Consider the following 13,212-nt stretch of genomic DNA (forward strand, 5'->3'; position numbering starts at 1 on the left):
CTGCCAGGCGGCGGTTGTCACTTCAGGACCAACAAGGCCGCGAGCGCGGGCCCCAGGGCTCCGCCCAGTTGGTAGCAGAGCACGAACAGACCGATCGCCGTGGGGCGTTGGTGGTCGGGGGCGTCCTTGGTGGCGCGGATCGACAGGACGGCGTTGCTGCCGGTGGAGACGAGGACGGCTGCTGTGGCAGCGAGCAGGAGCAGCGGCCCCCAGGTGGCGAAGGCCGCGGTGAGGGGGGCGAGAGTGCCCAGGGCGATCAGGGTGGTGAGGACGGCGCGGTAGGACAGTCGGCCGGCGGACGCGGACAGGAGCCAGGACAGGGCCGAGCCGAGGAGCAGGGCGATGAGTTGCCCGGTGCCGATGGCGTCCGTGCTCCACGGTGTGCGTTGCGCGATCAGCCGCGGCAGGCTGAAGAGGAGGGCGAAGTACGAGGTCGAGAACGCACAGGCCAGGAGCGCGGATCCGATGAAGGCGGGTGAGCGCAGGAGGACGGCGGGGACGAATCCGTCCGGGTTGCGCTTCGCGTGGACCACGAGGGGGACGGCGATGACCAGGGCGGCGAGTGCGGCGCCGAGCGGCGCGGTGGGGATGAGCACGAGTGCCGACGCCAGGGCCACCACGAGACCGGCTCCCGTGGCGTCGAAGGTGGTGGCGGCGGGTGGGGTCCGCTGTGTGTGACGCCAGACGGCGGGGATCGCGAGGAGCGCCACCGCGGACAGGGCGAGGGACAGCCGCCAGGAGACCGCGCTCGCGAGAACCGAGCCGAGCAGCGGCCCCGAGGCGCCGAGTATCCCGAAACCGGCGGTGATGACTCCCATGCGCCGGGTGGAGCCAGTGAGGTTCATGGCGACGGCCACGAGGCCCGCGCCGCCGATGGCCTGGACGGCGCGTCCGGTGAGGGCGAGAGGCAACCAGGGCGCGGTGGTGACGAGGGTGGTGCCGACGGCGACGGCCGTCCCGCTCACGAGGAGGGCCGGGCGCAGCCCCCGTTGCCTGATCAGTCCCGCGCACAGCGGGCTGCCGATGGTCATCGCCCAGGCGAAGACAGTCACCAGCCAGGTCGCGGTGGCGGTGGGGACTCCGAGGGAGCGGGCCATGGAGGGCAGGATCAGCACGGGCGCGTTGGCCCCCATGGCCATGGGGGCCGCGAGGAGGGCCAGCCAGAGGGCCGGCACTCTCCCGGACGGTGCCTTGCCGGTGAGCGGGGACGCGGAGGCGGTGGCGGGCTCGGCCACCGACTGGTCGGACATGGGAACTCCTGGGGAGGGGCGGGCGGCGGGTGTCAGACGGTGGTGACGGCCTGGTCGTAGGCCAGGCGCGGGGCACGCGGGTACCAGGGGTTCTCGCCGGGCCTGCCGATGTTGATCACCATCAGCGGGGTGTGGTCGTCGTCCAGGAGTTCTTTCTGCAGCCCGGCGGAGTCGAAGCCGGTCATGGGGCCCGCGGCCAGACCGGCGGCGCGGATGCCGATGATGAAGTACGCGGCCTGGAGGGTGGCGTTGAGCAGCGCGGACTGCTCACGGACCGGGCGCTCGCCGAAGAACTCGTCCTTGGCCTGCGGGTAGTGGGGGACCAACTGCGGGAGCTCCTCATGGAACTCGTTGTCCGCGGACAGGACCGCGACCAGCGGCGCGGCGGCGGTCTTGGCCTGGTTGCCCTCGGCCATGTGCTTCAGCAGACGTTCCCGGGCTTCGGGCGAGCGGACCAGGGTGACGCGCAGCGGGCTCTGGTTGAAGGCGGTGGGGCCGTACTTGACCAGGTCGTAGATCGCCTGGATCTGCTCGTCCGTCACGGGCTCGGCGGAGAAGGCGTTCGCGGTGCGGGCCTCGCGGAAGAGCAGGTTCTGGGCGTCGGCGTCGAGGGCGAGGGGGTACGTGGACATGACGTTCTCCGTTTGCTCAAGGTTGATTATTTCAACGTTGAGATAAAAACACGCCGATCGTTCAGCGTCAAGTATTTCAACGTTGAGATACAGTCGGGGTGCGACACAGCGACAGACGGCACGACACGGACCGACGCGAAGGAGAGCGATGAGCGGCGACGCAGTGGACGAGATCATCGAGCAGTGGGTCGCGGAGCGCCCCGATATGGCCGACGACCTGTGGCCGGTGCAGGTGTTCGGCCGACTGCAGCGACTCGGTACGGCACTGGAGAAGAGGTTCCGGACCTTCGCCGCCGAACGCGACCTGGAGCTCGGCGAGTTCGACGTCCTGTCCACACTGCAGCGGTCGGGCCCACCGTACGAGCTGACCGCCGGCGCCTTCCGCAAGGCCTCCATGGTGACCTCGGGCGCCATCACCAACCGCCTCGACCGCATGGAGGCCAAGGGCCTGGTCGAACGGGTGCGGGACACCGCGGACCGGCGCTCGGTGAAGATCCGGCTCACCGAGCGGGGGCATGAGATCACCCGCGCCTACATGACCGACCACCTCGCGCACGAGGCCGGCATGCTGGAACCCTTCGACCGCGCGGAATGCGAAGAACTCGCGGGCATGCTGCGCCGGCTCCTCATCTCCTTCGGGGACACCACCATCACGTGACCACTCCCCCGGTCACCTCCGCAGACCCGTCCGCCGCGTTGTCAGTGGCCGCGGTGAGGTTCCTCGCATGAGTTCTTCATTGAGCCTTCACCTCCTCGACCTGAACGCGACGCGCGCCCTGGTCGGATCCGGTGATGACCAACTGCTCCAGGCCATACGCGACAACTTCGGGGACGACCTGGCCCGTGACGACGACTGGTTCCAGCACTCGATCGCGGCGGGCGCCCCCACCGCGTACGAGGCGCTGCAGGCGGTCGTGCCCGGAGGGCCCTTCTCCAAGGACCCGGACCACGCCTTCCAGTACGCCTACGCGTACAAGCAGCTCCGACCTGCCCGATCCTCTGCCGTGGACCTGCCTGCCGGGCTGCGGCCAGTGGACACCCGAGCAGTGCGCGGAGGCCTTGGCGCAGTTCGAGGCCACCAAGAAGGCGGGACACGCCCCGCCGCTCGAACCCGAGGTGGTGGAAGCCGTCATGCAGTGCATCCAGTGGATGCGGCACGCGGAGAGCCGGCCCGGCTTCGGCATCATCGGGTTCTCCTCCTGACACCCGCCGCGCCGACGCCGGGCCGTGACGGATGCCTCGTCAGCAGTACGTGAAGGCTCACTGCCCCGTCACGGCCGGGCTGGCCGCGCCGGCATCAACCGCCGTCACCCCCTTGTCCTTCGGCTCGGCGTCCAACCGCGCCAGTGCCGGAAGCGCGGCCACCGCGGCCCACCCGACGGCGAGGAGTGCTCCGGCCTGCCGCAGCCCGATCCACTCGACCGACAGGCCGGCACCCAAGGTGCCCAGCGAACCGCCGTCATCGACACCGCGTTCCGCAGTCCCAGCACCCGGCCGCGCACCTCCTCCGGAATCCTCTCGGTGACCAGGACAAGGAACAGGGCGGGCAGCGGCCGCATCCGATGGCCACCACTGAAAGGCTGCGTCACCTTGGACTTCGATCTGAGCACCTATGACGCGCCGCCCGACAACGGGCCGTGCCCCTCTCCCCTCGAAGAGCCGGCGCTCCACGCCTGCCCCGACGGACCGGCTGGAATGTGCCGCTTCGCTGGATATCGCTTTCACCGGAGCCTGGGATCGCGGTACTTGTAGGGGACCTGTGGATCTGTGGTACGTGGATGTGTGGCACGTGGACCTGTTTCCTGCGGGCCTGTGTCACATAGCCGACAGCCTCGGCGCCCCGAACGACAACCGGAAGATGGACATCATGAACACGGCCCCCGCTGAGGACCATCCGCCCTCCTGTCGAGACCTGGTCGGCATCCTCGCGCAAAGCGACCGGCGCGCCGCTTACGCGGCCCTCGCGCTCGGGGCGACCTCCGTCGCGGAAGTCGCCGACATGGCGAAACTCCGTCCGCCGGCCGCCGCCGCGGCGCTGCGGAAGCTGACGGACGGACGGATCGCCGCCTACGACAGTGAGAAGCACACATACCGGCTGCTCGACGACACCTTCCGGCTGGCGGTCCAGGCGGAGGCCAAAATCTCCGGCCGGGGCGACGGGGACGGTGCGGGGTCCTACTTCCGGCGCGGACGGCTGACCTCCATCCCCGGCAACGCGGAAGTACGCCGTCGGGTGCTGGCCGTGGTGACCGACTCGTTCGAGCCCGGTGTGGCCTATTCCGAGGCGAAGGTGAACGCGCTCTGCGGCGAATGGCTCGACGACTGGGTGAGTCTGCGCCGCGCCCTCGTGGACGAGGGGCTGCTGAACAGGAACAGGTCCGGCACGGCGTACGAGCGCGTCTGACCGTGGTCAGCGTTGTGGCCGGTGACGCCCGCACACCGGCGGACGTCACCGCCCGGCCCCGGCATACGGGTGCGTCCGCGAGCCCTTTCTGCCGACGTCGTGGATTCACGGCCCGGCTGGGTCAGGTGGTCGCCGAGCCGTCCCCCGACGGCCGCTCGGTCGTCCTCAACGTCGGTCTGGGCCCGGCCCGCTCGGCCAGCGTCAACTGCCCGGCCGGCACCCTGGCACCCACGACGTTCGCCCACCGCATCCAACACCTGACGGACATGGGGCTCGCCGGCCTGGCCGCCGTCAGCCGGGGCTCCCACGAGTCAGCGGGATACGTGGAGATGGACTACACACCACCGGCGGGGCCACCGGCTCTCACGGTCGGCCTGGTCGGCAAGGGCGTCACCTTCGATTCCGGCGGACTGTCCCTGAAGCCGCCGGGTGAGATGCACGCGGCGCCCATGATCGCCGGCATCTGCGCTCCGCGGTGGCCGACCGCGTGAACTGTTCCCACCGCCACGGCGACACGGTGCAGGCCACCCTGTTCCTCCAGGACTTCATCGCCCCCGGGGTCCCTGGGCCGACCTCGACATCGCGGCACCCGCGTGTGTCCGGACGTCAGGCCGTGGTGCCGAGGCGGCCCGGGGCGGCGTCCAGAGACGGGCGGGGATGCGGGATCACAGCCTCCGCGCTCTGCTCCAGGGAGACCGTTCGTGCGGGAGCGGGGATCCGGATGCCCTCGTTGCGGTACCGCTGGTGCAGGCGCTTGATGAACTCGTGCTTGATGCGGTACTTGTCGCTGTACTCACCGACCCCGAGGATGACGGTGAAGCCGATGCGGGAGTCCCCGAAGGTGTGGAACCGCACGGCCGCCTCGTGGTCGGGCACGGCACCGGTGATGTCCTTCATCACGCTCCCGACGACCTCGTTGGTGACCCGTTCGACGTGCTCCAGGTCGCTGTCGTAGCCGACGCCCACCTGCACCGTGACGGTCAGCTGCTGTTCGGGCCGGCTGAAGTTGGTCATGTTCGTGCCGGCGAGCTGGGCGTTCGGGATGATGACCAGGTTGTTCGAGAGCTCCTCCACCACCGTGTTGCGCCAGTTGATGTCGCGGACGTAGCCTTCCTCGCCACTGCTGAGCCGGATGTAGTCACCGGGCTGAACCGTCTTCGAGACGAGGATGTGCACGCCCGCGAAGAGGTTGGCCAGGGTGTCCCGCAGCGCGAGGGCGATCGCCAGGCCGCCCACACCGAGGGCGGTGAGCAGCGGGGCGATGGATACGCCGAGGGTTTCCAGAATGATGAGGAAGCCCATCGCCAGGACCACGACGCGGGTGATGTTGACGAATATCGTGGCCGATCCGGCCACGCCGGATCTGGACTGCGCCACGGACCGCGCCAGTCCGCTGATCACTCGGGCGGCGGTGAGCGTCGCGGTCAGCAGGACGAGGGCCGTCAGCGTCTGGCTGACGATGTGTCCGACCTGCCGGGTCAGCGGGAGGGCGGCTGCCGCCGCGGCCACGCCGGCGGCCACCGCGGACCAGGGGACCAGGGTGCGCAGCACGTCGACGATGATGTCGTCCCCGGTCCATCGGGTCCTGCGGGCCCGTTCGCCGAGCCAGCGCAGGATGATCCGCAGCACGAGCGCCACGGCCAGGCCGGCGGCCACCGCGATGCCTGCGGCGATGATGTCGTGCAGTGTCAGAGCCCGGTTCATCGGCGTGCGTCCTCCGTTCCGTGGAGCGGAGCGACGGCGCCGCTCGCTGCCGTGAGCTCGGAGTGATGATTCGTCACCTTGTAGTCCCTGCCTGTCCCGACGGTTCGAACATCGCGCCGGGCCAGGAGGTGATCCGGCGCGAGAAGTCATCCTGCACCACCTCCGTTTCCCCCTCGGACGCCCGGGGTGCCTGAAGGGGGCTCGGTGCGCAGCCGGATGTCAGTGGCGGGTGGCAGACTGCGGCCATGACTGAACCCGTGAAGGGCCCCGCCAGCTATTTCCCGTCGATCGAGAAGAAGTACGGCAAGCCGATAGCCGAGTGGAAGAACCTCATCCGCACTTCGCCCCTGACCAAGCACATGGAGCTGGTCGGCTGGCTCAAGGCCGAGCACGGCCTGGGCCATGGCCACGCCAACGCTCTCGTCGCCCACACGCTCGCGGAGGCCGACGGAGGTAAGTAGCACAGCCCTGTTGCCGCGAGGAGGAAACGGGGCGGCGGCTCCGGACTACGTCAGGTAGCCGGCCAGGGTGTCGCGGCTGCGTTGGAGCTCGTCGATCCGTTCCTCCGTGGCCGCCAGCTCCCGGCCCAGGACGGCCCGCAGGTCCACGCACATGTCGATCTCCGGCCGCTCGCCCCGGGCGCACGGCAGCACCGAACGAATCACTTCGGTGGACAGCCCCGCGTCCAGCAGGGCGCGAACCTGCCGCACGGTGACCACCGCCTCCTCGTCGTAGGAGCGGTATCCGTTCGGGCCGCGCCTGACGTCGAGCAGTCCCTGCTCTTCGTAGTACCGCAGCATTCGCGGCCTGACCCCGGTTCGCCGGGACAACTCCCCTATCAGCATGTGACCCGCCCTGTCCGAGGTTGACCTTCCCATTGGTGTGAAGCCTTAACGTCGCCCCAGGCGCAAACATTCCGGGTACGTGGACCGTGCCCGGGTGGCCTGTTCTTCCCTCCTCTCGATTCCTACCGCGGAGTGACAGCGTGACCTCTTTTGTTGTTCAACGTAACGGCCGGGCGGCGACCGTCGAGGAGTTGGCCCCGCTCGCCTTCGCGGGTTATGCCCACTTCACAGCCATGCAGGTGCGTGGGGGCCAGGTCCGGGGCCTCGATCTCCATCTGGAGCGGCTGCGGTCGGCCTCGGTGGAGTTGTTCGGTCAGGCACTGCCCGACGACCAGGTGCGGTCCTTCCTGCGGACCGCGCTGGAGGCCGGTCCGGCCGACGTCTCGTTGACGGCCACCATGTACGCGCCGACGGGAGAGTTCACCGCGGGCGTGGCAGGCGCGAAGCCCGAGGTGCTGGTCCGCTCCGGCCCGGCCGCGTCCGGCCCGGAGGGCCCGCTGGCGCTGGCGACCGTCGAGTACGAACGGGTGCTGCCCGCAGTGAAGCACGTCGGCGAAGTGGCCAAGACGTACTACCTCCGGCAGGCCGTGGGGCAGGGCTTCGACGATGCAGCCTTCGTAGACCGTCGGGGCCGGCTCAGCGAGGGGACGATCTGGAATCTTGCCTTCTGGGACGGCGCCGCAGTGGTGTGGCCCGAGGCCGGCATGCTGGGCGGGACGACCATGGGGATCGTCCGCCGGCAGCTGGACCGCCTCGGTGTCCCCCAACGCGTCGAGGCGGTCACGCTCGCCGACCTGCCGGCGTTGGCCGGTGCTGTGGTCATGAACTCGTGGACGCCGGGTGTGGCGGTACACCGGATCGGCTCGGTGCCCATGCCCGAGGCACCGTCCTTCTTGGAGTCGCTTCACCGGGCCTACCGGGCCGAGCCCCTCACCTCACCGTGAAGGTAGGTCGGGCCGAATCCCCGGGCTGAACAACCTGGACCAGCCTCACCGCGGTCGGGGCTGGTCCAGGTTGTTCAAATGGCGCCCTCGGCCCGCAGCCGGGCCATGGCGTTGTGAACTCCACTCCGCCACGGACCACCAAGTACCCTGGCGACGTGACCATGCACCAAGCCGTCGACGTGAGTGTCGACGCGATGCTCGAGGACCTCAGGACACTCGTCGAAATCGAGTCCCCTTCGCGGGACACCGAGGCCCTGGCTGCATCGGCCAAGGCTGTCGCCGGTGTCATCGAGAACCGTCTCGGCGGCCAGGCCACCCTCGTGGAGAGCGAGGCCGGACCGCACGTCCACTGGTCGGCCGGCGGGGATCCGAAAGTCCTGATCCTCGGTCACCATGACACGGTATTCCCGCTCGGCACCCTGGAGCGCCGCCCGTTCATGGTGGCCGACGGGCAGGCGACCGGCCCCGGGGTCTTCGACATGCTGGGTGGTTTGGTACAGGCCGTTCACGGCCTGGCGACGCTCGATGACCGCTCCGGCGTCGAGATCCTGATGACCGCCGACGAGGAGGTCGGCTCCCGCTCCTCTCGCGCTCTCATCGAGGAACGAGCCCTTGCCTGCGGCGCTGTGCTGGTGCTCGAAGGCGCTGCTGACGGCGGCGGGTTGAAGACCGGCCGTAAAGGCTGCGGCACGTTCCGCGTCTCCATCACGGGCCGGGCGTCGCACGCGGGCCTTGAGCCCGCGGCCGGGGTCAACGCCTTGATCGAAGCATCACACCAGGTACTGGACATCGCGGCGCTCGGCCGGCCCGAGGTGGGCACGACGGTCACCCCGACCGTCGCGTCCGCCGGGACCCTGGACAACGTCGTTCCCGCGGAGGCGACCGTCATCGTCGACGTCCGGGTCGAGTCGGCCGACGAGAAGGAACGCATCGAATCCGCCTTCGCGGCACTGGCTCCGCATCTCGACGAGGCGAAGATCGCGGTGCAGGGAGCGATCAGCCGGCCCCCGATGCCCGAGTCGGCGTCGGCCGAACTCTTCGCGGTGGCCCGGCGTCTGCTTCCCGGCCTCGAAGGCAGGGCAGTCGGTGGCGGCAGCGACGGCAACTTCACGGCCGCGCTGGGAGTGCCGACACTCGACGGCCTGGGTGCGGTCGGGGGCGGTGCCCACGCCGACCACGAGTTCCTGGTGATCGACGCCATGGCCGAGCGGGCGAAACTCGTTGCCGGACTGGTGCACGCGGTGCAGCACGCATAGCAGATCCCCGGCCGCGTGACGTGCTCCCACCGAGGCGTCCCGCGCCGGGAATCGCGCGCGGTCACGTCATACCGCGTCGCTGCCGGGCCGCTCGGCTAGGGTCGGATCCGAAACGGATCGTGGCGGTGGACCGTGCGGTGGACCCGGCGGTGGACCGAGTGGCGCGACGGTGCCCGTGCCGTACCCCGGACGAGGATGAGGAGCGAGTCCCGTGCGCATCGTTGTCACTGAGTTCATGAGCTTGGACGGGGTCGTGCAGGCGCCGGGCGGGCCCGAGGAGGACACGGACGATGGCTTCGCCCACGGCGGCTGGTCGCACCCATTCTTCGATCCGGAGGTGATGGGCGGCGCCTTCGACGACGCGCTGGCCAAGGCCGGGGCGCTGCTGTTCGGGCGTCGGACGTGGCAGACGATGGCCGCGGCATGGCCCGGGCGAGCCGGTGACCCGTTCGCCGACCGGATGAACGCCATTCCGAAGTACGTCGTGTCCCAGACACTGGGCGACGACGCGCTGACGTGGGACAACACCACACGCATCCCCGGCGACGAGGCCGTCGCCCGCATCGTGGATTTGCGCGCGAGGGACGACGGTGACCTGTTGGTCATGGGGAGCCCCACCCTCGTGCGCACTCTCCTGCGCGAGGGGCTGGTCGACGAGCTCCGGCTCATGGTCGAGCCGGTGATTCTCGGCGGCGGAAAGAGCATCTTCCCTGACGACGGTGTACTGCGCGCGTTCGAGCTGGTGTCCGCGGTCACCAGCGGCACAGGCGTGAATGTGTGCACCTACCGGCCGGTCGCCGAGCGGTAGGCCGGTTCGGCGGCGTCACGCGGCGTACGGCCGAATGTGCTCAGCGAGATGCGTGGCCACGCGCTCTGACCGGCCGGGGCGCGCATGCTGCGGCCCGGAGCTCCCGCCTCCAGGCCGTCGTCGGCCGTCTGGCCCCCGCCCCGCCCGTCTCCCGAATACCGCGACGCCGCCGGTGAGTTCGCCCGGCTCTACCGCCCCGACGGGCTTCCTCGTCCGCCCGGACGGGCAGCTCGGCGCCCGCTTCCCCCTCACCGACACCGCGGCGGCCCTGTCCGACTGCTTCAGGGCCCTGTCCGCTCCGGCGTGATCACGGCGAGGGACCGCATCAGGGGGAGGCGTCGAGGCCGTCGACCAGGCGGTCGAGGAACCGGGTGAAGGTGGCTTCGGGGTCCAGGGGGCGCCCGGGTGCGGAGAGGACTTCGGCGAGCTCCGGGTGGTGTCCGTCGGCGGCGACGGCGGCGAGGTAGCGGACTTCGGCCGCGGCCCGGTCGGGCTGGTCCGCGGCAGCGGACTGAGCGATCTCGTGGCCGACGTGTCCGGTGACGAAGCCGGTGAGCTGGCTGAAGATCTCCAGCTTCGTGGTGCCGTCCAGTCGGGTGGGGCGCAGGGCGGCGAGTGCGCGCTCCAGGAACGCCAGCGTGTTGGGGCCGAGCGTTCGGCGGGTGGACAGCGCTGCGGGAAGCCAGGGATGCCGGAGCATGAGGGCGCGCTGGAGGTGACCGATGGCTTTCAGATCGGTGCGCCAGTCGCCGGTGAGGGGACCCGTCACGGGGAGTTCGCCACTGACGTGGTCGACCATCAGCTCCAGCAGCGTCTCCTTGTCGGGGGCGTAGCTGTAGAGCGACATGACGCCGGCTCCGACCTCGGAGGCGACTTTGCGCATGGTGACCGCCTCCAGCCCCTCGGCATCCGCCAGGGCGACGGCCGCTGCCGTGATCGCCTCACGGCTGAAGGTGGGCTTGCGCCCCCTGCCGGGCCGGCCGGGGCTCAGCCAGAGCTGCTGGGGATCGACGCCTGTGGCGCCGGTCCCGTCACGACGGGTCATGTTCTTCTCGTTCCTCTCCTGGTCGCCGCGGGTTGCGGAGGACATCCAAGCATCAGCTATTCTCGTACAACGTACGGGAATGACGGAGGGGAATCCACATGCCCACACACGCGCACGACGTCGTGTCGAAGCCCGCCTGGACCGCACCGACGGAGAAACCGCCGCTGAGCTCGCGGATGATGAGGGCGACGTGGCGCGGCCTTCCGGCGAAACAGCACGACGTCGGGTGGGAGCCCGGGCTCGTGGTGCCGGCTGCCGACGGCAGTCCCTTGGTCACGGACCACTACTTCCCCCGCACCGAGGGCGACTTCCCCACCCTTGTCGTGCGCTCCCCTTACGGCAGGGGCCTGCCGTGGTCACCCCTGTACGGCGTGCTCTTCGCCGAACAGGGCTTCCATGTGATCCTGCAGAGCTGCCGCGGCACCGGCGGCTCGGGCGGTGAGTTCAGCCCGTGGCGCGACCAGGCCGCCGACGGCCTGGCCACGGTGTCCTGGCTGCGTGAGCAGCCGTGGTTCGACGGAACCCTGGGCACCATCGGCGCCAGCTACCTGGGCTATACGCAGTGGGCCCTCGCCCAGGACCCGCCACCGGAGCTCAAGGCGATGGTGGTACAGGTCGGTATGCACGACCCCCATGCCTATTTCCACGCGGGCGGTGCGCTCAACCTGGAGAACGTCCTTGTCTCCGGCGTCGGCATGACGTTCCAGCACCAGGGGCTGGCCCCCATGATGAAGGCGACCCTGCGCCTTCAGCGCCGCTTGCGTGAGATCACCACCGCGGAGCCGCTGCGCGGGGCCCACGCGGCCGTCCTCGGTGAGGTGCCCTGGCTGGACGAGGCGATGACCACCACGGACGCCGACGATCCGTACTGGCGCGGCACATCCATGGGCCAGGCGGCCGAGCAGCCGGCCGTGCCCACCGCTTTGATCACCGGGTGGCACGACGTGCTGCTCGACCAGACCCTCGAGCAGTACGGCCGACTGCGTCGGGCCGGAGGTGAGACGTCCCTGCTCGTCGGCCCTTGGACCCACACCTCCGCGCTCCAGCAGGGCTGGCCCGAGGTGTTCGCCGAGAGCCTCGCGTGGCTGCGCGCGCACTTGCGCGACGACCCTTCCGGCCTGCGCGCCACCGGAGTGCGTGTGCACGTCGGCGGCGAGGAGACCTGGCGGGAGCTCACCGAGTGGCCGCTGTCGCCGGGCACGGTTCCCTGGTTCCCCACCCCGGACGGGCATCTCACCCGGCAGCCGCCCACGGACTCCACACCGCTCGCGACCTTCCGCTACGACCCGGCCGATCCCACCCCTTCCGTGGGCGGCCCCCTGCTCTCCCGCGGCGCCGGCCCCCGCGACAACGGGACCCTGGAGGAACGAGAGGACGTCCTGACCTTCACCGGCCCGCCACTGACCGAGCCGATGGAGATTCTCGGCAGCGTCTCCGCGCGACTGCGGATCTCGACGGACACCGGATACGCCGACGTCTTCGCCCGCCTTTGCGACGTCGACGCCCAAGGCCGTTCCACCAACGTCTGCGACGGGCTGACCCGGCTGCGGGCCACCGGTCACGCGTCCTCGGTGGTCACCGTGGCGATGAGCTCCACCGCGTACCGCTTCGCCGCCGGTCACCGCATACGGCTGCAGATCAGCGGGGGCGCCCATCCGCGCTACGCCCGCAATCCCGGCACCGGGGAGCCGGCGGTCGATGCCACCGGCTTCGTGCCGGTACACATCACGCTGCATACGGACTCGGCGTTGGACCTGCCCTAGGGGTCCCGGACCGTACCGGTGACCGCAGCACCGGGGCACGCGGCGCCGGGCGATAATGCGGTCATGAGTTCCGCCGCCCACGATCCGCTCCCCGCCGAGGCCTCGGCCCCGTATCCCGTTGCCGATGCGGTGGCCTATCTGGGCGGGCAGTGGGCGGTCGACCGTACGCTCCTCGATCTGGCCACCGGCACCGAGGGGGCGTTCCACGGCACGGCCACGTTCCGGGCGTCCGGCGACCCCGCGTACGTCCTGCACGTCGAGGACGGTGAACTGGCCTGGAACGGCACCGTCAACCGGGCGGGCCGGATGCTCCGGCTGTACCCCGGGCCGGACGGCACCGCTGAGGTGACCTTCGCCGACGGCCGGTTCTTCCACTCACTGGATCTGCGCACGGGCCGCTGGGACGTCCGTCACCCCTGCGCCGACGACCTCTACGACGGGATGTTCACCATCGTCTCCCGGGACGAATGGCATCTGCGCTGGCGCACCACCGGCCCGGCCAAGGACCAGCTTCACCGCTCGGTCTACCGGCGGCGGTAGAGGCCACGGCAACCTGCGGCG

Annotated in this window: 17 protein-coding genes; 11 read left to right on the forward strand and 6 right to left on the reverse strand. The window is 70.2% G+C overall.

The genetic code is table 11. The annotated features are described in order from the left end of the window. Nucleotides 1–17: 17 nt before the first annotated feature. Both AB8O64_RS00450 and AB8O64_RS00455 read right to left on the reverse strand, forming a co-directional pair. Nucleotides 18–1,250, reverse strand: a complete 1,233-nt coding sequence (locus AB8O64_RS00450) for an MFS transporter (protein WP_370417104.1) — start codon at nt 1,248–1,250, stop codon at nt 18–20. 32 nt (nt 1,251–1,282) lie between these two features. Then, complete coding sequence (locus AB8O64_RS00455; protein WP_370417105.1) at nt 1,283–1,882, reverse strand: malonic semialdehyde reductase; 600 nt, start codon at nt 1,880–1,882, stop codon at nt 1,283–1,285. 148 nt (nt 1,883–2,030) lie between these two features. Here AB8O64_RS00455 and AB8O64_RS00460 point away from each other — a divergent pair, with 148 nt between their 5' ends. Continuing rightward, nucleotides 2,031–2,540: a MarR family winged helix-turn-helix transcriptional regulator gene (locus AB8O64_RS00460; protein ID WP_370417107.1), complete on the forward strand. Its 510-nt coding sequence runs from the start codon at nt 2,031–2,033 to the stop codon at nt 2,538–2,540. 401 nt (nt 2,541–2,941) lie between these two features. Then, entirely contained in the window at nt 2,942–3,085 is a 144-nt protein-coding gene (locus AB8O64_RS00465) for a hypothetical protein (protein ID WP_370417109.1), read from the forward strand. A gap of 57 nt (nt 3,086–3,142) precedes the next feature. Here the strand turns inward: AB8O64_RS00465 and AB8O64_RS00470 are convergent, their stop codons facing one another. After that, a complete protein-coding gene (locus AB8O64_RS00470; RefSeq protein ID WP_370417111.1) occupies nt 3,143–3,322 on the reverse strand; it encodes a hypothetical protein in 180 nt (59 codons plus the stop codon). A gap of 427 nt (nt 3,323–3,749) precedes the next feature. On the opposite strand from AB8O64_RS00470, the gene AB8O64_RS00475 reads away from it, so the two are divergent. Together AB8O64_RS00475 and AB8O64_RS00480 are read left to right on the forward strand one after the other, a co-directional pair. Continuing rightward, nucleotides 3,750–4,286 (forward strand): DUF2087 domain-containing protein, encoded by a 537-nt coding sequence (locus AB8O64_RS00475; RefSeq protein ID WP_370423752.1) that lies wholly within the window; start codon nt 3,750–3,752, stop codon nt 4,284–4,286. A gap of 2 nt (nt 4,287–4,288) precedes the next feature. After that, entirely contained in the window at nt 4,289–4,777 is a 489-nt protein-coding gene (locus AB8O64_RS00480; protein WP_370417112.1) for a hypothetical protein, read from the forward strand. Between the two features lie 115 nt (nt 4,778–4,892). Here the strand turns inward: AB8O64_RS00480 and AB8O64_RS00485 are convergent, their stop codons facing one another. After that, nucleotides 4,893–5,990, reverse strand: a complete 1,098-nt coding sequence (locus AB8O64_RS00485) for a mechanosensitive ion channel family protein (RefSeq protein WP_370417114.1) — start codon at nt 5,988–5,990, stop codon at nt 4,893–4,895. Nucleotides 5,991–6,235: 245 nt separating this feature from the next. On the opposite strand from AB8O64_RS00485, the gene AB8O64_RS00490 reads away from it, so the two are divergent. Continuing rightward, on the forward strand, nt 6,236–6,451 hold the full coding sequence (locus tag AB8O64_RS00490; protein ID WP_370417115.1) for a DUF4287 domain-containing protein: 216 nt from the start codon (nt 6,236–6,238) through the stop codon (nt 6,449–6,451). Nucleotides 6,452–6,496: 45 nt separating this feature from the next. Here AB8O64_RS00490 and AB8O64_RS00495 read toward each other — a convergent pair whose 3' ends face one another. Continuing rightward, nucleotides 6,497–6,835 carry a MerR family transcriptional regulator gene (locus AB8O64_RS00495; protein WP_370417117.1) on the reverse strand — a complete coding sequence of 113 codons (339 nt, stop codon included), beginning with the start codon at nt 6,833–6,835 and terminating at the stop codon, nt 6,497–6,499. A 140-nt stretch (nt 6,836–6,975) separates the two neighbouring features. Here AB8O64_RS00495 and AB8O64_RS00500 point away from each other — a divergent pair, with 140 nt between their 5' ends. From AB8O64_RS00500 to AB8O64_RS00515, 4 genes are all read left to right on the forward strand, one after another. After that, on the forward strand, nt 6,976–7,779 hold the full coding sequence (locus tag AB8O64_RS00500) for an aminotransferase class IV family protein (RefSeq protein WP_370417118.1): 804 nt from the start codon (nt 6,976–6,978) through the stop codon (nt 7,777–7,779). A gap of 161 nt (nt 7,780–7,940) precedes the next feature. Next, nucleotides 7,941–9,035 (forward strand): M20 family metallopeptidase, encoded by a 1,095-nt coding sequence (locus AB8O64_RS00505; protein WP_370423753.1) that lies wholly within the window; start codon nt 7,941–7,943, stop codon nt 9,033–9,035. A gap of 211 nt (nt 9,036–9,246) precedes the next feature. After that, the gene (locus AB8O64_RS00510; RefSeq protein WP_370417120.1) at nt 9,247–9,843 is read left to right on the forward strand and encodes a dihydrofolate reductase family protein; all 597 of its coding nucleotides are present in this window, start codon (nt 9,247–9,249) and stop codon (nt 9,841–9,843) included. A 172-nt stretch (nt 9,844–10,015) separates the two neighbouring features. Further along, complete coding sequence (locus AB8O64_RS00515; protein ID WP_370417122.1) at nt 10,016–10,150, forward strand: hypothetical protein; 135 nt, start codon at nt 10,016–10,018, stop codon at nt 10,148–10,150. An 18-nt stretch (nt 10,151–10,168) separates the two neighbouring features. Here AB8O64_RS00515 and AB8O64_RS00520 read toward each other — a convergent pair whose 3' ends face one another. Continuing rightward, nucleotides 10,169–10,888, reverse strand: coding sequence for a TetR/AcrR family transcriptional regulator C-terminal domain-containing protein (locus AB8O64_RS00520; RefSeq protein ID WP_370423754.1), 720 nt, complete (start codon nt 10,886–10,888; stop codon nt 10,169–10,171). Nucleotides 10,889–10,986: 98 nt separating this feature from the next. On the opposite strand from AB8O64_RS00520, the gene AB8O64_RS00525 reads away from it, so the two are divergent. Both AB8O64_RS00525 and AB8O64_RS00530 read left to right on the forward strand, forming a co-directional pair. Next, the gene (locus tag AB8O64_RS00525; protein WP_370417124.1) at nt 10,987–12,651 is read left to right on the forward strand and encodes a CocE/NonD family hydrolase; all 1,665 of its coding nucleotides are present in this window, start codon (nt 10,987–10,989) and stop codon (nt 12,649–12,651) included. Nucleotides 12,652–12,714: 63 nt separating this feature from the next. Further along, nucleotides 12,715–13,191: a DUF6314 family protein gene (locus tag AB8O64_RS00530; RefSeq protein ID WP_370417125.1), complete on the forward strand. Its 477-nt coding sequence runs from the start codon at nt 12,715–12,717 to the stop codon at nt 13,189–13,191. Nucleotides 13,192–13,212: the final 21 nt, after the last annotated feature.

This window comes from Streptomyces sp. QH1-20 (genome assembly GCF_041283565.1).
Classification (GTDB): Bacteria; Actinomycetota; Actinomycetes; order Streptomycetales; family Streptomycetaceae; genus Streptomyces; species Streptomyces syringius.